An 18,416-nucleotide genomic window follows, 5' to 3' on the forward strand; every position below is an offset into this window, starting at 1 on the left:
CCGCCTATGCTGCCGGTGGAGGTAGAAGTTGATTTCGAGCTTGATGTTGTACCGCTGCTCGTTCCTGATGAGCTTGTTGTTCCCGACTTCGCGCTTGAAGAGGAAGACTTATTCGTGGTAAAGGTCCCCGATCCGCTTGACGTTGTTGGCTCTTTCGTGGTGGAACGGTTAGTGAACGAGCTGGGCTGGTATGTCTTGGTAACATACGGTGTATTTGAACGGTAGTAATAAGAGCGGTGACTGCTTCCCCAACTGCTGGAGGAATACGGGCTAGGTCTATTAAAAATGAGATGGTACAATAGCAGATCATCCCATCCGAACCCGCTCCCTCCGCCGATGTTGTTCACGATAACGGGCGTTGTGCCTCCGCCTGTCGAGGCGCTGCCTGGCGTCGGAGAAGGCGATGGCGATGCCGCGCCTGAGGCCGGCGGGAGCGGTAAATTCCAGTCAACCGAAGGATCGAAGTATGCCTTCACTTCGTCGGTCGACCATTCGACCAGCTTCGAAGATGCTGGGTTTGGACTAGGCGACTCCGCGGCATACGCCGGCACTAGCAGCAATTGACTGGCAAGTACGAGGCTTAACGAAGCTGAGAATACCTTTAGCCGTCTTTTCACTGCTTGTTCCCTCCTCCTTCTGAAGGGACTGCAACAAGTAGAAGCTCAAACACATCCGAATCCAAATTCAGTCTTCCTTCGATCATTTCGTATTCCTTACCGCCAACAAGCACATAATTCGCTGCATCCAGCGCTTGCATCAGTTTTTCATCCCATGGACGTTCACTTATTTTCAAAAGCTGTCCATCCGCCAATTTCTCGAAAAGCACAATCGTCATTCGTTTTCTTCCTCCCTCATCGATGACTTCATACTAGATAAAACGCACGAACCTTGTATTTGTTTCAAAGATGTAAAAAAAAGCCTACCCCTAAGGATAGACTTGAATGACTTAATATACAACACGTTTTGCCCGAAGGAACGTTTTTTTCCAATACGCTTTATCAATATTGCTGATCTGAACGCCGTTCTTTGGCTCTGGCGAGGCATGGAGCATCTGCATGTTGCCTATATAGATGCCTACATGTCCGACCGTTTTATTGGTTTTGAAGCGGCCTGGGACATAGAAGAACAGCAAATCGCCTTTGCGCAAAGATTTACGACTGACCAAAGTGCCTACCGTTGCTTGTTGGCGAGCAAGTCTAGGAAGTTTCACGTTAAATTTGCCAAATACATACTGGGTAAACGTCGAGCAATCAAATCGCCCGGTTTGCGGATAGGGACCCGCTCCGAATTTATACTTAACCCCTTTATACTGTTCGCCTTTGCTAATCAGGGCATTAATATCAATGTTTTTCAGGACGGGAATAGCGTCCTCGCCGAAAGGCGACCATACAGGCTGCTCATGATGGGCATGAATATTCTTAGTGGCCGGGTGTGTTTCAGCCGCCGCTTGGCCTTTGAAAGGATCGCTCGGGTCGTCGGCAAACGCAAACTCCGGAGAGTCCGCACTGGGATCGGAGGCGTCCATATTCTCGATTGGCGCAACGGGCGAAGGATGAATGTTCAGTTGGTTGCCGCTTATATCATAGGACATTTCTTCCTGAAATAGATCGGCGATGGCGGAGACCGGCAAATAAACGGCGTCGCCTTCTTTAACAAAAGGCTGGTTGACATGCATTTCTGCCCCATCCTTCATCGCCTTCTTGTCATTGACCGATACTTCAAAATTGGCATCATTATCGCCAATCAGCAGCTTCTGAGCATTAACATCCCAATCAGACTGGAACTTTAATGTTTGGATAAGCTCACTGGCAGCAACATAATTTACATTGTTGATTACTTTTATAGGCAGCACGGCATCATCTGTACCTAGCTTCGTAATACCATTCCCCTGCGACAAGCTGTGTGGAAGCGAATTGCTTGTACCCGATTGTGTCACTCCGTTCGGCGTTGACGGTAACTGATTTTTGGGGGCCGTATACTCTTTCCCGCAAGCTGTCGTTGTCGCCAGAACGACAACCATACTCCCAATTCCCGCTATTTTCAGCTTGTTCCACATACCTTCACTTCTCTCCTTTAGGGACGCTTTATGATCCTCTATAGAGTGAGATTTGTGGGAAATAAATATGCATTCACCAAGGCAAGAGCTCCTTGGAGCATGCTGGAAAGCAAGCCATTAAGATGATTTGAATATCCTCTTGATCCAATTGGCAAAATCGGCCGTTATCGGCACGAGCCCCCATCCATGCTGGCCGATCACAACAATACCGTAAGCATATTCCCCGATTCCTACCGCACCGAGCGCAGTCCTGCCAATCGCAACAGCGCCTAGAGCCAACTCGCTTATCGCCACGGCGCCGACGGATAGCCAGCCCGAGATGGCGACAGCCCCTCCTGCTAGGTAACTTGCAAGGGCAACTGCGCCAAACGATGCAAGCCACGATATCGCGACTGCGCCTATCGAAAATACACCAACGCTTACGGCCCCAACCGATACCAGACCAACTGCGATATCGCCTACAGCGATAAGGCCGATCGCTACCCGGTGCCGGCCTTTTCGCGCGCCGCCCGTTCGAATGTTAATGATGGGCAGGGAAGGAGACGGCCATTGATAATCGATTTCCCGATGGTTCCATCCCCTGCTTTCCCACATGCCATTAAACCAGTTATTGCTGCTCATAAGGCTATCCCTCGCTTCGCAGCCTCACATCCAGGCTGTCTTTACTCTTATCCTATCACGTTCGATTTGCGTTCAGAACCGCCTTTAGGCGGCTTACCATGTCCGTCCAGAGACTGAGATGCGGTTGAAGGGAATCTTATTGGATTCATCGAATACTGTTAAGAAGTACAATGTTTAAAAAGGAGTGGTCACATGGCAGGTTTTTTAAATGGTCTTCTAGGCAATTTCTCAGAGGTTTCCGTCGATGAGCTCTCACGGCAGTATAGCATCTATCTGATGCCTAATGAAAAGGTGACAACCGGCTTCAAGTTGATTCGGGATACGTTCATCGTAACCGACGAAAGAATTATTCTGATCGATCATCAGGGAGTTACAGGCAAAAAAACGAGAATTGCCTCTATTGATCTGGATTCCATCTATGAAGTGACAATGGAAACCGCGGGTACTGGGTTTGACGATAGCGAACTGACCATTCACTATATTACATCCCCGTATTTCAAAGCAAACAACGTATCCACCGCAGCTTATAAATTTGAGTTTGGCAAAAAGTTCAACCTTCAGCCCTTCTATGTTGCGATCCTCACGCTGGCAACGCAAAATCGCAAACGGATTAATTCTTAGTCTTCGTATTAAAAAAAGCGTGCCCGAGAAATTCGGGCACGCTTTTTGGGGTTTACATCGATTAACCGATGGAGCCTTCCATCTCGAACTTGATGAGACGGTTCATTTCCACGGCATATTCCATTGGAAGCTCTTTGGTAAATGGCTCAATGAAGCCCATTACGATCATTTGTGTCGCTTCAGCCTCAGTTAAACCGCGGCTCATGAGGTAGAACAATTGATCCTCAGACACTTTGGATACCGTTGCCTCATGCTCAAGGGTAATGTTATCGTTCATGATTTCATTGTAAGGAATTGTATCGGATGTTGACTCGTTATCAAGAATCAACGTATCGCATTTAATGTTTGCTTTGGAACCTTGGGAGTTGCGTCCGAAGGAAGCCAGACCGCGGTAGGTTACTTTACCTCCGTGTTTGGAGATCGATTTGGACACAATCGTTGATGTCGTATCCGGAGCCAGGTGCGTCATTTTCGCTCCTGCATCCTGGTGCTGTCCTTTGCCGGCTACAGCGATGGAAAGAACCATCCCTTTAGCGCCGCGGCCTTTCAGCACAACCGCTGGATACTTCATTGTCAGCTTCGAACCGATGTTGCCATCGACCCACTCCATCGTAGCTCCTTCTTCTGCAACCGCACGTTTCGTAACGAGGTTGTAGATGTTCGGCGCCCAGTTTTGGATCGTTGTGTAACGAGCGCGGGAGTTTTTGAGACATACAATCTCAACAACCGCACTGTGAAGGGAGTTCGTGCTGTAGATAGGAGCTGTACAGCCCTCTACGTAGTGCACGAAGCTTTCTTCGTCCGTGATGATCAGCGTACGCTCGAATTGACCCATGTTCTCGGAGTTGATACGGAAGTAAGCCTGCAATGGCACTTCACATTTAACGCCTTTTGGCACGTAGATGAAGGAACCGCCGGACCATACGGCACTGTTCAGCGCAGCGAATTTGTTATCGCTTGGCGGAATAATGGTGCCGAAATATTTTTTGAATAGCTCAGGGTGTTCACGAAGAGCCGTATCCGTATCTGTGAAGATAACGCCTTGATCTTCGAGCTCTTTTTGCATGCTGTGGTAAACAACTTCGGACTCGTACTGTGCGGATACACCTGCGAGGAATTTTTGCTCCGCTTCAGGGATACCCAGTTTGTCAAACGTTTCTTTAATTTCAGTCGGCACTTCTTCCCACGTTTTACCTTGTTTCTCGGACGGTTTCACGTAGTACTGGATGTCGTTAAAATCAAGATCATCCATGTTGCCGCCCCAACGAGGCATCGGCATTTTGAAGAACTGCTCCAAGGATTTCAGACGAAACTCCAACATCCAATCCGGTTCGCCCTTCATTCTGGAGATTTCTTCAACGATTTCACGAGTTAAGCCTTTTCCCGATTGGAAAATCGCTTTATGCTCATCTCGGAAACCATATTTATAATCTTCGAGATCTGGCATTTGTTTTGCCATGGTTAATTCCTCCTTAACGTAATGGTATGACCATCTTATTGCCGTGTTCTATGCAAGCGCGTATGCGTCAATGATCGGTCTTTTGGGTATGTTCAATACCTTTGCGGAGCGCGTTCCACGCCAGGGTCGCACATTTGATCCGCGCCGGAAACTTATTCACCCCGGATAAAGCTTCTATATCTTCATATTCAAATTCTACAGGTTCGCCCTTCATCAAGCCAGAGAAATCTTCAGCCATTTTCAGCGCCTCTTCGATCGTCTTGCCTTTCACGGCATCCGTCATCATCGAAGCGGAGGATAGCGAGATCGAGCAGCCTTCCCCAGTGAACTTGGCCTGCTTCACGATTCCGTTTTCCACTTGCATTTGCAGTGAAATTTTGTCGCCGCAAGTAGGGTTGTTAAGATCGATGGTCACCGCTTCGCCTGACTCAAATTTTCCCCGGTTGCGAGGCGTTTTGTAGTGATCCATAATGACTCTGCGGTATAAATCATCCAATTGCATGGCCAAAGTACTCCTTTGTTTTTTGTAAGGCCATCACAAGACGGTCAATATCTTCTTCCGTATTATATAGATAAAAGCTTGCACGCGCCGTGCTGCTGACCTCAAGCCATCTCATCAGAGGCTGAGCGCAGTGGTGGCCTGCACGAATAGCTATGCCCTCTGCATCCAGTACGGTTGCCACGTCATGCGGATGCACATCGCCCAGATTGAACGTTACGAGTCCCGCACGATTGCTCGATGGGCCGTAAACTGTCAGATCCTCGATCTGCGTCATGCGTTCCATGGCATAATTCGTGAGCTGAATATCGTGTTTGAAAATATTGTCCATACCGACTTCTTGCAGAAAATCAATCGCCGCGCCTAGCGCAACAGCTCCACCGATGATCGGAGTCCCGCCTTCAAATTTCCAAGGCAGTTCCTTCCATGTCGACTCATATAGATCCACATGATCGATCATCTCGCCGCCGAATTCAGCCGGCTCCATGCTTTCCAGCAAGGCCTTCTTGCCATACAATGCCCCAATTCCGGTCGGTCCACACATTTTGTGACCGGAAAGCGCATAAAAGTCGCAATCCAAATCCTGCACATCCACCTTCATGTGCGGCGTGCTTTGTGCGCCGTCGACCATCATCTTCGCACCATGCTTATGCGCGATTTGAGCGATCTCTTTGACCGGGTTGATGACGCCCAGAACGTTGGAAACATAGACGACAGAAACGATTTTGGTACGGTCTGTAATCGTATTTTCTACATCTGCCAGCGAAATCGATCCATCGGGTTGCAACGGGATATATTTTAAAGTGGCGCCTGTTGCCTTAGCGGCTTGCTGCCATGGAATCAAATTGCTGTGGTGCTCCATGGGCGTGAGGACGATTTCGTCGCCCTCGCGCAGCACCGCTTTGGCATAGCTGCTCGCCACAATATTGATGGCTGTTGTCGTGCCTCTGGTGAAAATAATTTCTTGCTCGCTGGATGCGCCAATGAACTTAGCAACTTTCGCTCTAGCTCCTTCGTACGCATCTGTTGCCCGGGAACCCAGGGTATGAACACCGCGATGTACGTTCGCATTGTCCCATTCATAGTAATGCTTCAGTGCCTCAATCACCTGAATGGGCTTCTGGGAGGTTGCAGCGCTGTCCAAATACACCAAAGGATGACCGTTCACTTCTTGTTTTAGAATGGGAAAAAGTTCACGTATCTCGGCTGTATTCATTGTCCCAGCTTCCTCTCCACTAAGCTTTGCAGCTGTTCTTCAACGCTCTTAATCGGAATTTCGGAAACGACAGGCGCCAAGAATCCGTAAATAATTAAGCGCTGAGCCTCTTCCTTCGTAATACCGCGAGACATCAAATAGTGAACTTGCTCGGCATTCACTTGACCAACGCTCGCCGCATGGCCTGCTTTTACATCATCTTCGTCAATCAGAAGAATCGGGTTCGCGTCTCCGCGTGCTTTCGGGCTGAGCATCAACACTTTCTCCGTTTGCTGCCCGTTGCAGCCTGTCGCGCCTTTCTCAATCTTCGTGATGCCGTTGATGATCGCCGTAGCGCCGTCTCTCATGACAGCACGCGTAATCATGTCGCTCGTCGAAGCTTTGCCCCAGTGAACGGCGCGTGTCGTTAAGTTCAGCTTCTGCTCTTGCGTACCGACACAGATCACTTTGGCATCGGAGTCGGAGCCATTGCCTTTAAGAATAGACGTCGTGTCCGACATCGTATTGCCATAGTTCATTTCGCCTACAACCCAAGCAATGCTTGCATCATTGTCAAGAATCGCACGGCGGTAAGTCAAGTCCGTCACGGACTCTTCGAAGTTGTGAACGGAAGCGTAATTCACGCGTGAGCCCGGCTTCGCGAATACTTCAACGATGCCGTTCTGTACTTGCTCTGCTCCTGAAAGGGAGGATACGAAGTTATCCACGTAGGAAACGGAGCTGAATGGCTCAGCGACGATCAGCACGTGCGGAGCAAATGTCGCTTCGGCATCATCCGTAACAAACAGCGCTTGAAGCGGAACTTCCACGCGAACGTCTTTCGGTACGTAGATGAAAATACCGCCGTTCCAAAGCGCAGCGTGCAAAGCTGTCACTTGATTTTCATTCGCTTCGACTGCTTTCATGAAGTAAGGCTTCACCAGATCTGCGTGATCGCGAATCGCCGTTTCCAAATCGGTGAAAATAACGCCTTGCTTCTTGAGTTCTTCCGAAACCTGGCTGTAAACGACACCGGAGTTGCGTTGTACGATCAGGTTATCCGAATTCGTCAGGCCTTTGGCAACTTCCGGTAAAGTTTCTAGGGAAGCCAAAGGGGCTTGCGTTTTATAGGAACCGTAGGAGGAAATGCTCCAACGATCGATTCTTGTTTTTTCAAGCGTAGGTAACTCCAAAGAATTCGCCAACGCCAGCCCCTCCGTACGAAGGGCAGTCATCCATTCCGGCTCTTGCTTGCTGCGGGAGAGCTCGATGACAGCATTGGAATCTATGGAAAGTTGTGTTTGAGTGCTCATGTTTTCCTCCATTTATAAGGATCTTTGATCGGAGATCAAAGTCTCTCCTCTCTTAGTACTTCGGCGCAGTCGTGTTCATTGGGACTTTGAATTCTTCCTCGTCCTGACCAACGGTTTCATCCACAATGCCGAGTTCTTCTTTGATCCAGTCGTAACCTTCCGCTTCCAGACGCTCAGCCAGCTCCGGACCGCCGGATTTCACGATGCGACCTTGCATCATAACATGTACAAAATCAGGTTTAACGTAGTTAAGCAGGCGTTGGTAGTGCGTAATGATCAAGAAGCCGCGCTCTTCGCTGCGCATAGCGTTAACGCCTTCCGCAACGATACGCAAAGCATCGATATCCAAACCGGAGTCGATTTCGTCAAGAATAACGAATTTAGGCTCAAGCAAAAGCATTTGCAGAATTTCGTTCCGTTTCTTCTCGCCGCCGGAGAAGCCTTCGTTCAAGTAACGGTGCATAAATTCCGGGTTCATTTCAAGCTGTTTCATTTTCGCTTCCATTTGGCGGATGAACTTGATCAAGGAGATCTCGTTGCCTTCGCCACGGCGTACGTTGATTGCGCTGCGCAAGAAGTCGGCGTTCGTTACGCCTGTGATTTCGCTTGGGTACTGCATAGCCAAGAACAAGCCAGCGCGTGCTCTTTCGTCAACAGCCATTTCAAGAACATCTTCGCCATCCAAAGTTACGGAGCCTTTCGTCACTTCATATTTCGGGTGACCCATCAGCGCGGATGCCAATGTACTTTTACCAGTACCGTTCGGTCCCATGATCGCGTGAATTTCTCCGCCTTTAATCTCAAGACTAAGACCTTTCAAAATTTCCTTTCCTTCGACGTTCGCTCTAAGACCGTCTATTGTAAAAGTTGGTGAGTTTGCCATTTTCATTAAGCCTCCATAATGTTTAAATGTACTGGAAAAACGACAATCATAAGGTGATTATCATTGATTCTCATTAGAATAATTCTATTATAACTTACTATGTCAAATCAAGAAAGGGCCATTGCATGAAAATGGTGGTCATTTTGTGAAACTCCTGCCTTTTATTGCGACAAAGCGCGTTTGATTTCAGCAATTTGCGCAGCGAATTCCTCATCGCTCAGCACAGGAATCAACGCTGATTCATGCGGTGTTTCAGCTCCCAGCTCGATCCATGACTTGCAGCCGATATAAGCTTGTTCAATGGGGATATGTAAAGGTTCTGCTAATTGATATACTCTCAAAAGCATAAGATGCAGCGGATTTTTACGTTTCCACTTCAGCCTTTCTTCCGTGAAATTTTCCGTCCAAATGTGAAAAGGATACAGCTTATTCAGCAGCTCGCCATCGCTGATTTCAATATCCTCAACCATCCGGGCGTAGGAACTGATCTTGACATGCTCATCCTGCGCGCTCCAACCGGCCAGAGTCTCATCAATCACCTCGCGAAAATTTTCCTTCAGCAATTCCTTTCTCTGATGTTCATAGGTCGGATAAAGAAAAAAGTCATTGGAAACGACTTGAAAATCCCTCGTCTCTTCAACAATACCTCCTTTGCGCATAATAAAAATTTGCGTTCCGTCTTCCAGTGCTTTAACAGCCGATGCCCATTCTTTCAAGGCCTTTGGTTTATCCACACCCGCCAACTCCTCGTTCACCCAATAATCAATTTATTATAAGGAATTCCGAGGCGCAAAACAACATTTCATGAAAGCACGAAAAGAAAGGGATGGCTCTCAGGCCATCCCTAAGCGTACTTATTTAACATCTTCGGCGTAATACGATTGATGTATACGGGCAAACTGTTCTTGATTTTGTTTCATCGGATTCGGATCTTCATTCTTTTGGGGAGCATCCGCCTCAAAAGCCATGAATAACAAGAAGAAGCACGCGGCCATTACCAGCAGCACATTCAGGATTTTCATCATCATCAGATCCTCCGAAGCGATTTTGCTACCAGTATAGCTTAGTATGATTAAACTTATGTTTATTCAGCTTGAAGTTTTTGTAAACCTAGCCGAGAAACGATTGCAGCATCCAGCGGTGTTTCTCCAGCGATGTTTGGATAGCGAGCAGCATATCCGACGTCGTTTCGTCTTGGACTTCTTCACAGGCTTGCATGCCGGCTTTTAACTCCTGCGTCAGGATCGTAAAATCCTCGATGACGGCTTCGACCATTTTCGTTGCCGTTTCGGTTCCCGACGCTTCTTTCAAAGAGGACAGCTCGATATAGGCTTTCATTGTAGCCGCAGGCTTACCGCCAATCGAAAGCAGCCTTTCAGCAAGCTCATCGATGTGCAGCGCCGCTTCATTGTAGAGTTCTTCAAATTTTACATGCAAAGTGAAGAACTGGCTGCCTTTTACATACCAATGGAAGTTATGAAGCTTGATAAACAGCAAGCCCCAGTTTGCAATTTGCTTGTTGAGTACGGTTTGAATCGATTGCGCAGATGTTATCGTTGTCGTTGCCATGAATATGCCTCCTAATAGTGTGGTTATCGGTGCAGCTTGTACACGTTAATTTGCGTTATAAAGGCTAATTTTATGTAATTTGTGCAACATTTCCGAAGAGAGTATTTCAAGCGGCACCTTTTTGTCTTATACTAGGAAAAGATGATTAATACACAGTAAAATAGTTGGAATTAATTCCAATGACTCATAGGAGGGAATGCCATGTCTACTTATCATCCTTTAAGTGAAGCTCAAGCGATCGAATACGCCCGCCAAATCCCGGACTTGTTTCAACCGGGAGCGGAGCTGGCCAGCCACGAAATCGGCGACGGCAACTTAAATCTCGTTTTTCGCATTTCGGAAAAAGCTTCCGGAAAAAGCATTATTTTAAAACAGGCTCTTCCTTATGCCAAAGTTGTCGGCGAATCCTGGCCGCTAACGCTGGATCGGGCGCGTATTGAGAGCGAAGCGCTTTTGATCGAGGAAGGGTTAGTTGCAGATCTGGTGCCGCATGTGTACGCTTATGACGCAGATCTCGCCCTTACGGTTATGGAGGATTTAAGCGATCATGTCATTATGCGCAAGGGGCTTATCGAACGGAATCAATACCCGCTGTTTGCCGAACATATCGGCCGGTTCTTAGCGAATACACTGTTCTTCACTTCGGATTTAGGCAAAAACCAGCAGGAAAAGAAAATTCAACAAGGCCGTTTCATCAACCCCGAGCTGTGCAAAATTACAGAGGATTTGATTTTCGACGATCCGTACCGCGATGCCGAGACGAACAACATTGAAGCTCAGATCCGCGATGCGGCCGAACAGCTTTGGTCAGACAGCGAGCTTAAATTTGAAGTGGCGATCCTTCGCCAGAAATTTCTGACGAACGCGCAAGCGCTGCTTCATGGCGATTTGCATACGGGAAGCATTTTCATCAAACCGGATTCCACCAAAGTCATCGATCCGGAATTCGCCTACTATGGACCCATGGGCTTTGATATCGGCGCTGTGCTGGCGAATCTTATCCTTAACTTCGCCGGGCAAGAAGGTTGGAGCCTTGATCACGAAAGCCGTCAAGCGTACCGTGCCTATTTATTGCAAACCGTGAAGGACGTATGGACGCATTTCGAAGCTAATTTCCGCGCTTTGTGGAATGAGCATGGTGTGGATCGTGTGTTCCAAACGCCGGGCTATCAGGATTATTTCCTCAAAAATCTGCTTCAGGATACGGCCGGCTTCACCGGGGCCAAAATGGTGCGCCGCATCGTCGGACTTGCTCATGTCGCAGATATTGATAAAATTGAAGACAGCGCCGCAAGAGAGCGTGCTCAACGCTTGGCATTAGCGATCGGCACTGCGTTTATCCGCGCAAACCGCCAAGTAGCTTCGATCGATGAGCTTATTGCCATCGTCACCAAAGAATCAGCAGTAGAAAGAGGATTTGTTCTATGACTAACACGAACTTAGACGTACAGAATTTAGGGGAGCAAGGTGCCTTGCAATCCTTGCGTTGGAATGGACAGCAGCTTGATCTGTTAGATCAACGCTTGCTGCCGGAAGAGATTGTTTATTTGCCGCTGGAAACGCCGATTGAGGTGTGGGAAGCGATTCGTCATTTGAAGGTTCGCGGCGCTCCGGCCATCGGAATCGCCGCCGCGTATGGCGTTTACCTCGGCATCCGCAGCTCGGATGCTGCCGTGGACGGGCTTCTGGAGGAAGTACAGAAGCAAGCGGACTACCTGGCGACGTCGCGTCCGACAGCCGTGAATTTGTTCTGGGCGCTCGACCGGATGAGAGCGCAGGCAAGCACTTTGGCAGCGGCCGGCGTTAGCCCGGCTGCCTTCAAGGCAGCGCTCCTCGACGAAGCGCAGAAGATTCAAGCGGAGGACGAGGAGACCAACCGCCTGATCGGCGAACACGCGCTGGCGCTGTTCGAGGATGGCTTCGGCGTGCTGACGCACTGCAACGCCGGCGGTTTGGCGACAGCCAAGTACGGCACGGCGCTAGCGCCGTTCTACTTGGCTAAAGAAAAAGGCGTGAACCTGAAAGTGTTCGCGGATGAGACCCGGCCCGTGCTGCAAGGCGCGCGGCTCACGGCCTTTGAACTGCAGCAAGCCGGCGTCGACGTGACGCTGATCTGCGACAATATGGCCGGTGCGGTCATGTCCAAGGGCTGGATCCAGGCGGTCATCGTCGGAACCGACCGCGTCGCGGCAAACGGCGACGTGGCTAACAAAATCGGCACCTACAGCGTGGCCGTTTTGGCGAAGGCGCACGGCATTCCATTCTACGTGGCGAGCCCGATTTCCACGATCGATTTGAACACGCCTACGGGCGGGGATATCCCGATCGAAGAGCGCCATGAGGATGAAATCACGCAAGGCTTCGGCAAGCGCACAGCTCCGCAAGGCGTCAAAGTGTTCAACCCTGCTTTCGACGTCACGCCGAACGAATATGTGACTGCGATTATTACGGAAAAAGGCATCGTTCGCGCTCCTTATGCAGAGAACTTGCGTAAGCTTTTCGAATAGATTGCAACAAGGACGAACGCGTTTGTCAAGGTAGATGCGAAGCAAAAGTATAAAACTTATACTTTCTTATCTAATGAAAAAAGGCTGTCCCAACGCAGAGATGCAGAATCTGCGCGGGAACAGCCTTTTTTTCTTTATCCATGCATGCGGTCACGGTCACGATAACGGTTCGGCGTGACGCCGTGCGCTTTTTTGAAAACGTAATGCAAATAATTGCTGGACGCAAAGCCGCTCTTTTCAGCGATTTTCTCCAGCGTCATGGTCGTTTGCAGCAGTTCCGCACACACATGTTTCAAACGGACTTGCTCCAAATATTCAGAGAAGGAAATGTTCGCCTGCTCCTTGAAAATGCGCTGAAGCTGTCTCGAAGAAATCTGCAGCCGTTCGGCCACGCCTTCAAGCGTTAACGGACGCCCGAAGTTGTCCTCGATGAACTGCACTGCGAGCTGGTAGCGATAGCTTTTCATATCGCGCGCCGGCAGGTTAAGACCATGATGATCCGCTTTGTATGCGCCAATCGTTCTGAGCAGCATTTGGATAATCGATTGTTTAATGATCGTATACTGGCCGAGCTGATTGTCCCGCCAAGCTTCATAGGCGACCAGAAAGCATTTCATCGCTTCCTGGCGGTCAAATGCAGGGACATGCGGAAGCTCGCTTAGCTGCTTCACACAAGCTTCTGCCTCAGCGATCTCCCAAGCCTCTCCCCAGGACTGAGCCCCATGCCCGGCATCTCCGGCCGGCTCAGCCTCGTCCAGCTTCACAAAATCAACATGAAGACAGAGCTCATCCATCTTCTCGTGCTCATCTGCTTCTTGACGGTGCGAGACGCCGGGTCCTGTGAGGTACAGCATTCCTTCCTGCAGCGGGTGCGTAACCCCTTCCAGGATAACTTTGCCTTTGCCGCTGGGAATATAATGAAACTCGAACTCGGAATGATGATGAAAATCAATAACCGTTCCGGCCGGAAAGGAGGTCAAATGACAGCGAAGTACACGGATTCCGTAAGAACCCCACCGAAATCTTAAATCCAAGCGATCAAGCGCCGTTGGATTTTCCAGCATCGGTTCAAAGTAAAAGGGCTGACTCATGCTGAACCTCCTTTCATCCTTCACAGCTCTTACTGAGCCAGGGAATCAATGCGTATTTGCTGTTTGGCTTGAACGGAGCGGTTGGAAGCCTCCATCAGCATCGTTAAGTCCACAGCCAGCTGAATATTTTCAGTGGCTTTCGTCCCGTTTTGAATATGGGATACCCATTGATCAAAAGCAGACGGTTTTTCTTTCGGGCCGTTCTCGTAAGCTACCCAGCCATTGCTTGCTTCCGCCAGCTTTTTCGTACGGAGCAGCACTCTGCCGTCATGATCGGAGTACAGCACGCTGCCTTCGGTACCATGAACTTCAATGACGAATGGCGAATGGGCGTTCACAAATCCAGCCTCAACGATGCCCAGGGCGCCATTTGCGTATTGAAGCGTCGCTACGGCATTATCTTCAACTTCTCTACCTGTCACATAGCCGTAAGCAGCGCTTACAGACTCAGGCAGACCAAGGAATAGACGCGTCAGATACATTGGATGACAACCAAGATCGATTAACGCGCCGCCGCCGCATTGTTCGGCATTGTAGAAATGCTCAGGCAGCCACCCTTTCGGATTCGCTTCCGTGGAAATGCCCCCGTTATGGGATAAACGGGCACGAACGAGCGTAATCGGTCCCAGCAGTTCCTTCTCGATAATTTCTTGAATTGCCAATGTATACGATGGATTCAAACGCGGCAATGAAACCGTCAAGGTTACGCCTGCTTCATTTACCGCATCCAAAATCTCATTCACTTCATGCAAAGTCGGAGCAATTACTTTCTCGGTGAAAATATGTTTCCCTGCCTTGGCAGCCGCCACCATGACATCGCGATGCAGGTTGGTTGGCGTGTCGACAACGACGCCGTCAATGTCCTTATTTGCCAGCAGTTCTGCCAAATCCGCGTAAAAAGCTACACCACGCTGCGCTGCTTCCGCTTGTCCGCGTTCAGGAATTTCGTCCCAAACGGCCACAATCTCGGTATCTTTGTGCTCGGTAACCTGCTTCGCATAATCTCTTGCATGCACGTGCCAAAAACTTAACATCGCTACTTTAATCATGTTAACCTCCAAATAAGTGACTTAGATTCATAATAACATGCCTTTGCAGCTTGATAAATTTCGAATTAGCGACAGAAGAGGGTGCAGAATTACGACATCATTATCACTTGCTTGCAGGTACGGCGTTATAGTATTCTTCCATGGTCATCTTTTTGGCGACGATATCCTTAGCCGTATCTACGCCCACATAACGAATATGCCACGGCTCATATTGATACCCAGTAATAGCTGCTTTTCCTTGCGGATAACGGATAATAAACCCGTACTCAGGCGCGTGCTTCTCCAGCCAGACCGCTTCCTTCGTCCCTCCAAAACAATCCTCCGCCGCACACTTCCCGTCGCTGCCTGTTACATCGATAGCCAGTCCCGTTTCATGCTCGCTCGTTCCCGGTACTGCGCTGTAGGTTTTGGCTTTCTCCTCGCCATCTTTCTGCACGTAGCGCTGGAAAACCGACTTCTGCGTGGCATATGAACGATAGGCGGAGACTCCGGCCAAACTAATGCCATCTTTTTTCGCTCCGGCAAAAAGCTTCTCAATCGCTGTCGCCGCAACGCTTCGCATCTTCCGTTTCTCTACTTTCTCCGTAAATGTAAATGGAATATCCGGATATACCAAATCGGTTGGCTCGTAGCTCGATGGCAGCGAGAATTGCTTATTCACAAGAACCGTTACGCTTTCCGGCTTGGCGATGACTTGCACGGCGTCGCTTTTGGAAGGCGTGCCGGAGGACTTCGGCGATGCGGCTGGGCTTTGAGCCGGCTTCGAGCTTGCTTGCGGAGAAGCCGCTGCCGTTGCAGACGACGTTGGGGTCGGGCTTGCCGCGCCAAGCGAAGGCGTCGAAGCGGCCGTTGCTGCTGTGCTCGATGGCGGACTGGCGCTGGATTTCACTTCCTCTTTGCTGCTGCAGCCTGATACTATGGATATCGCTACCAGCAGGGTTAGCGAGTATTTCATCTTTTTGTTCATGATCGATTGAATGCCTCCTCCAAGTAAAAAACAGTCACACAAGCCCAAACGACTTCTTCGTCCTGTCAGGACGGGCGCGTTTGTCAAGGTAGATGCGAAGCAAAAGTATAAAACTTATACTTTTTTATCTACTGAAATAGACTTCACGTTCAAAATAAAAGTTGCATGACGTCAAACTTCAATTTTCAAACCCAAATTTCAATTTCCATTTTCAACATAAAAAGACTGCCATTTAGGTTTTGCGCCCAAATCGCAGCCTTCTCATATTTTATGCGGAAAAAGTTGTGGTTACAAGTTTTGACCTGTTTCCAGCGTCACTCTTAAGCTTGGCTTGCAGCAATTGCCTGCTCCAAATCATAAATGATATCTTCAATTGCTTCTGTACCGACCGATAGACGAATAAGTCCAGCCGTTACCCCAGCAGAAATTTGTTCCTGTTCATTCAATTGCGAGTGCGTCGTGCTGGCCGGATGGATAATGAGCGATTTGGAATCCCCGACATTGGCTAGATGGGAGAAAAGTTCAACGGAATGAATCAGCTTCTTCCCTGCTTCTACGCCACCTTTGATTTCAAAGCTCAGGATCGCCCCTTGCCCTTTAGGCAAATACTTCTGAGCAAGCTTATGGGAAGGATGGCTCTCCAGTCCTGCATAGCTAACCCACTCCACGGCATCATGAGACTCTAAAAATTGCGCCACTTTCAAAGCATTCGAGCTATGGCGTTCCAAGCGCAAATGCAGCGTCTCCAGCCCTTGCAGGAGCAGGAACGAGCTGTTCGGCGAAAGCGATGCGCCTAAATCGCGAAGCAATTGGACTCGTGCTTTGATGATGTAAGCGATAGGCCCAACCGCATCGGTGTACACAACACCGTTATAGCTCGGATCCGGCTTCGTCAAGCCTGGGAATTTGCCGCTCGCCGCCCAATCGAATTTGCCTCCGTCAACAATGACGCCGCCGATGGTCGTTCCGTGGCCGCCAATAAATTTGGTTGCCGAATGTACGACGATATCAGCCCCGTGCTCAATCGGTCTAAGCAGATAAGGGCTCGGGAACGTATTGTCAACAATCAATGGAATGCCATTCTCATGAGCAATCGCCGCTACAGCTTCGATATCGAGAATATCCCCTTTAGGATTGCCGATCGATTCTGCATATACCGCTTTGGTTTTATCGGTAATGGCACTGCGGAAGTTTTCCGGGTTGCTGGAATCAACAAACTTAACGGTAATTCCCAGCTTCGCCAGCGTATTCGCAAATAAGTTATAAGTTCCGCCGTACAAGGATGCAGCTGAAACAATTTCATCTCCGGCTCCAGCAATGTTCAAGATCGCGAACGTAATAGCCGCTTGACCCGATGCTACAGCCAGGGCTGCCGGAGCGCCTTCCAAAGCGGCAATCCGCTTCTCGAAAACATCCGTCGTCGGGTTCATAATACGCGTATAAATGTTGCCGAATTCTTTGAGCGCGAATAAATTAGCCGCATGATCCGTATCGTTAAACACGTAAGACGTCGTTTGGTAAATCGGAACAGCTCTTGAGTTGGTGGCCGGGTCGATCTCCTGACCTGCGTGTATGGCTAATGTTTCCGGTAAATACTGACGTTTGGAATCTGACATTGCACATGCCTCCTTGGACGATGGATGATTTGATTTCCTCTAAAATCGATAATTCCTACTGGATTAGTATGTATTTATTCTAATGGAAATATCTAGCTATAGTCAATATACCACAAAGGGATTTTTTTTCTATAGTAATCTATCTATCGTTATCTCTAGTACATGTGCTTAGAATAAAAAAAAGGAGCCAATCGGCTCCTTTTCCATTTTTTATCACGCTATTCCTATTCACCGTACTAAAGTATCTTGGACAAAAAGGCTCTCGTGCGCTCTTGCTGCGGATTTTCGAAAATTTGCTGAGGGCTGCCTTCTTCGACAATGACGCCCTGCTCCATAAACATCACGCGATCTCCAACTTCACGGGCGAAGCCCATTTCATGGGTTACGACAACCATCGTCATCCCTTCTTTGGCCAACTGCTTCATAACGGCAAGCACTTCTCCGACCATTTCGGGGTCCAAAGCGGATGTCGGTTCATCGAACAGCATAATCTTCGGCTCCATCGCGAGTGCACGGGCAATCGCAACACGCTGCGCCTGACCTCCGGAAAGCGAATCCGGACTCGCGTTGGCTTTGTCAGCCAGCCCAACTTTCGCGAGCAGCTCCATCGCTTTTTTGCGCGCTTTATCTTCTGGCCATTTGCGCACTTGAATCGGTGCCATCATAATATTATCGATGACCTTCATATGCGGGAACAAATGAAAACGCTGGAACACCATGCCTAGCTCCATGCGGATCTCATTGATTTTATTGGCCGGATCCATAATGTCTTTGCCCTCAATCTTGATAGAACCCCCATTTGGCTGCTCTAACAGATTCAAACAACGCAAGAATGTCGATTTTCCCGATCCTGACGGACCGATCACAACCAGAACCTCCTGGCTTTGAATATCGGCAGAGATATCTCGCAAAACGACATTATCGCCGAATGCTTTCTTCAGATTTCTAACTTCGATCATTGCGGTCATAG

Annotated in this window: 21 protein-coding genes; 5 read left to right on the top strand and 16 right to left on the bottom strand. The window is 49.0% G+C overall.

The annotated features are described in order from the left end of the window. The first annotated feature begins 6 nt into the window (after positions 1-6). Together AC3WRW_RS12495 and AC3WRW_RS12500 are read left to right on the top strand one after the other, a co-directional pair. On the top strand, positions 7-225 hold the full coding sequence (locus tag AC3WRW_RS12495; protein ID WP_492546647.1) for a hypothetical protein: 219 nt from the start codon (positions 7-9) through the stop codon (positions 223-225). A gap of 60 nt (positions 226-285) precedes the next feature. After that, entirely contained in the window at positions 286-564 is a 279-nt protein-coding gene (locus AC3WRW_RS12500) for a hypothetical protein (RefSeq protein ID WP_492546648.1), read from the top strand. A gap of 49 nt (positions 565-613) precedes the next feature. On the opposite strand, the gene AC3WRW_RS12505 is transcribed toward AC3WRW_RS12500, so the two are convergent. The 3 genes from AC3WRW_RS12505 to AC3WRW_RS12515 form a co-directional block, all read right to left on the bottom strand. After that, positions 614-835, bottom strand: a complete 222-nt coding sequence (locus AC3WRW_RS12505; protein ID WP_492546649.1) for a hypothetical protein — start codon at positions 833-835, stop codon at positions 614-616. 111 nt (positions 836-946) lie between these two features. Beyond that, positions 947-2,056 carry a C40 family peptidase gene (locus AC3WRW_RS12510; RefSeq protein WP_492546650.1) on the bottom strand — a complete coding sequence of 370 codons (1,110 nt, stop codon included), beginning with the start codon at positions 2,054-2,056 and terminating at the stop codon, positions 947-949. A 117-nt stretch (positions 2,057-2,173) separates the two neighbouring features. Further along, positions 2,174-2,677: a hypothetical protein gene (locus AC3WRW_RS12515; RefSeq protein ID WP_492546651.1), complete on the bottom strand. Its 504-nt coding sequence runs from the start codon at positions 2,675-2,677 to the stop codon at positions 2,174-2,176. Positions 2,678-2,869: 192 nt separating this feature from the next. On the opposite strand from AC3WRW_RS12515, the gene AC3WRW_RS12520 reads away from it, so the two are divergent. Further along, a complete protein-coding gene (locus AC3WRW_RS12520; protein WP_492546652.1) occupies positions 2,870-3,298 on the top strand; it encodes a PH domain-containing protein in 429 nt (142 codons plus the stop codon). A gap of 61 nt (positions 3,299-3,359) precedes the next feature. Here AC3WRW_RS12520 and sufB read toward each other — a convergent pair whose 3' ends face one another. The 8 genes from sufB to AC3WRW_RS12560 all read right to left on the bottom strand — a co-directional run bounded on the left by sufB (position 3,360) and on the right by AC3WRW_RS12560 (position 10,216). Further along, positions 3,360-4,757, bottom strand: a complete 1,398-nt coding sequence (sufB, locus tag AC3WRW_RS12525) for a Fe-S cluster assembly protein SufB (protein WP_492546653.1) — start codon at positions 4,755-4,757, stop codon at positions 3,360-3,362. Positions 4,758-4,824: 67 nt separating this feature from the next. Then, positions 4,825-5,259 (bottom strand): Fe-S cluster assembly sulfur transfer protein SufU, encoded by a 435-nt coding sequence (gene sufU, locus AC3WRW_RS12530; RefSeq protein WP_492546654.1) that lies wholly within the window; start codon positions 5,257-5,259, stop codon positions 4,825-4,827. Beyond that, a complete protein-coding gene (locus AC3WRW_RS12535) occupies positions 5,246-6,472 on the bottom strand; it encodes a cysteine desulfurase (RefSeq protein ID WP_492546655.1) in 1,227 nt (408 codons plus the stop codon). Before AC3WRW_RS12535 ends, sufU begins: the two co-directional genes overlap by 14 nt. Beyond that, positions 6,469-7,764: a Fe-S cluster assembly protein SufD gene (gene sufD / locus AC3WRW_RS12540; RefSeq protein ID WP_492546656.1), complete on the bottom strand. Its 1,296-nt coding sequence runs from the start codon at positions 7,762-7,764 to the stop codon at positions 6,469-6,471. The genes AC3WRW_RS12535 and sufD overlap by 4 nt, the downstream gene beginning before the upstream one ends. Before the next feature lie 52 nt (positions 7,765-7,816). Continuing rightward, positions 7,817-8,647: a Fe-S cluster assembly ATPase SufC gene (gene sufC / locus AC3WRW_RS12545; protein WP_492546657.1), complete on the bottom strand. Its 831-nt coding sequence runs from the start codon at positions 8,645-8,647 to the stop codon at positions 7,817-7,819. Between the two features lie 161 nt (positions 8,648-8,808). After that, entirely contained in the window at positions 8,809-9,381 is a 573-nt protein-coding gene (locus AC3WRW_RS12550; RefSeq protein WP_492546658.1) for a DUF1802 family protein, read from the bottom strand. 120 nt (positions 9,382-9,501) lie between these two features. Beyond that, positions 9,502-9,672: a hypothetical protein gene (locus tag AC3WRW_RS12555; RefSeq protein WP_171684205.1), complete on the bottom strand. Its 171-nt coding sequence runs from the start codon at positions 9,670-9,672 to the stop codon at positions 9,502-9,504. An 85-nt stretch (positions 9,673-9,757) separates the two neighbouring features. Beyond that, entirely contained in the window at positions 9,758-10,216 is a 459-nt protein-coding gene (locus AC3WRW_RS12560; protein WP_492546659.1) for a Dps family protein, read from the bottom strand. A gap of 201 nt (positions 10,217-10,417) precedes the next feature. On the opposite strand from AC3WRW_RS12560, the gene mtnK reads away from it, so the two are divergent. Then, positions 10,418-11,644 (top strand): S-methyl-5-thioribose kinase, encoded by a 1,227-nt coding sequence (mtnK, locus tag AC3WRW_RS12565; RefSeq protein WP_492546660.1) that lies wholly within the window; start codon positions 10,418-10,420, stop codon positions 11,642-11,644. Then, positions 11,641-12,723, top strand: a complete 1,083-nt coding sequence (gene mtnA / locus AC3WRW_RS12570) for an S-methyl-5-thioribose-1-phosphate isomerase (RefSeq protein ID WP_492546661.1) — start codon at positions 11,641-11,643, stop codon at positions 12,721-12,723. Before mtnK ends, mtnA begins: the two co-directional genes overlap by 4 nt. A 134-nt stretch (positions 12,724-12,857) precedes the next feature. Here mtnA and AC3WRW_RS12575 read toward each other — a convergent pair whose 3' ends face one another. The 5 genes from AC3WRW_RS12575 to AC3WRW_RS12595 all read right to left on the bottom strand — a co-directional run bounded on the left by AC3WRW_RS12575 (position 12,858) and on the right by AC3WRW_RS12595 (position 18,405). After that, entirely contained in the window at positions 12,858-13,814 is a 957-nt protein-coding gene (locus AC3WRW_RS12575; protein WP_492546662.1) for a cupin domain-containing protein, read from the bottom strand. A 29-nt stretch (positions 13,815-13,843) separates the two neighbouring features. Then, positions 13,844-14,863 carry a Gfo/Idh/MocA family protein gene (locus AC3WRW_RS12580; protein ID WP_492546663.1) on the bottom strand — a complete coding sequence of 340 codons (1,020 nt, stop codon included), beginning with the start codon at positions 14,861-14,863 and terminating at the stop codon, positions 13,844-13,846. A 103-nt stretch (positions 14,864-14,966) separates the two neighbouring features. After that, positions 14,967-15,830: a M15 family metallopeptidase gene (locus AC3WRW_RS12585; protein WP_492546664.1), complete on the bottom strand. Its 864-nt coding sequence runs from the start codon at positions 15,828-15,830 to the stop codon at positions 14,967-14,969. Between the two features lie 320 nt (positions 15,831-16,150). Continuing rightward, positions 16,151-17,446: a homocysteine synthase gene (locus AC3WRW_RS12590; protein ID WP_492546665.1), complete on the bottom strand. Its 1,296-nt coding sequence runs from the start codon at positions 17,444-17,446 to the stop codon at positions 16,151-16,153. Positions 17,447-17,682: 236 nt separating this feature from the next. Beyond that, positions 17,683-18,405 carry an amino acid ABC transporter ATP-binding protein gene (locus tag AC3WRW_RS12595; RefSeq protein ID WP_492546680.1) on the bottom strand — a complete coding sequence of 241 codons (723 nt, stop codon included), beginning with the start codon at positions 18,403-18,405 and terminating at the stop codon, positions 17,683-17,685. Between the last annotated feature and the right edge of the window lie 11 nt (positions 18,406-18,416).

Source organism: Paenibacillus sp. FW126-R14 (assembly GCF_058789495.1).

Coding starts and splice junctions, on each gene's coding strand:
- AC3WRW_RS12495 (WP_492546647.1), top strand. CDS start 7: ATGCTGCCGGTGGAGGTAGAAGTTGATTTCGAGCTTGATGTTGTACCG.
- AC3WRW_RS12500 (WP_492546648.1), top strand. CDS start 286: ATGAGATGGTACAATAGCAGATCATCCCATCCGAACCCGCTCCCTCCG.
- AC3WRW_RS12505 (WP_492546649.1), bottom strand. CDS start 835: ATGACGATTGTGCTTTTCGAGAAATTGGCGGATGGACAGCTTTTGAAA.
- AC3WRW_RS12510 (WP_492546650.1), bottom strand. CDS start 2,056: ATGTGGAACAAGCTGAAAATAGCGGGAATTGGGAGTATGGTTGTCGTT.
- AC3WRW_RS12515 (WP_492546651.1), bottom strand. CDS start 2,677: ATGAGCAGCAATAACTGGTTTAATGGCATGTGGGAAAGCAGGGGATGG.
- AC3WRW_RS12520 (WP_492546652.1), top strand. CDS start 2,870: ATGGCAGGTTTTTTAAATGGTCTTCTAGGCAATTTCTCAGAGGTTTCC.
- sufB (WP_492546653.1), bottom strand. CDS start 4,757: ATGGCAAAACAAATGCCAGATCTCGAAGATTATAAATATGGTTTCCGA.
- sufU (WP_492546654.1), bottom strand. CDS start 5,259: ATGCAATTGGATGATTTATACCGCAGAGTCATTATGGATCACTACAAA.
- AC3WRW_RS12535 (WP_492546655.1), bottom strand. CDS start 6,472: ATGAATACAGCCGAGATACGTGAACTTTTTCCCATTCTAAAACAAGAA.
- sufD (WP_492546656.1), bottom strand. CDS start 7,764: ATGAGCACTCAAACACAACTTTCCATAGATTCCAATGCTGTCATCGAG.
- sufC (WP_492546657.1), bottom strand. CDS start 8,647: ATGGCAAACTCACCAACTTTTACAATAGACGGTCTTAGAGCGAACGTC.
- AC3WRW_RS12555 (WP_171684205.1), bottom strand. CDS start 9,672: ATGATGAAAATCCTGAATGTGCTGCTGGTAATGGCCGCGTGCTTCTTC.
- AC3WRW_RS12560 (WP_492546659.1), bottom strand. CDS start 10,216: ATGGCAACGACAACGATAACATCTGCGCAATCGATTCAAACCGTACTC.
- mtnK (WP_492546660.1), top strand. CDS start 10,418: ATGTCTACTTATCATCCTTTAAGTGAAGCTCAAGCGATCGAATACGCC.
- mtnA (WP_492546661.1), top strand. CDS start 11,641: ATGACTAACACGAACTTAGACGTACAGAATTTAGGGGAGCAAGGTGCC.
- AC3WRW_RS12575 (WP_492546662.1), bottom strand. CDS start 13,814: ATGAGTCAGCCCTTTTACTTTGAACCGATGCTGGAAAATCCAACGGCG.
- AC3WRW_RS12580 (WP_492546663.1), bottom strand. CDS start 14,863: ATGATTAAAGTAGCGATGTTAAGTTTTTGGCACGTGCATGCAAGAGAT.
- AC3WRW_RS12585 (WP_492546664.1), bottom strand. CDS start 15,830: ATGAACAAAAAGATGAAATACTCGCTAACCCTGCTGGTAGCGATATCC.
- AC3WRW_RS12590 (WP_492546665.1), bottom strand. CDS start 17,446: ATGTCAGATTCCAAACGTCAGTATTTACCGGAAACATTAGCCATACAC.
- AC3WRW_RS12595 (WP_492546680.1), bottom strand. CDS start 18,405: ATGATCGAAGTTAGAAATCTGAAGAAAGCATTCGGCGATAATGTCGTT.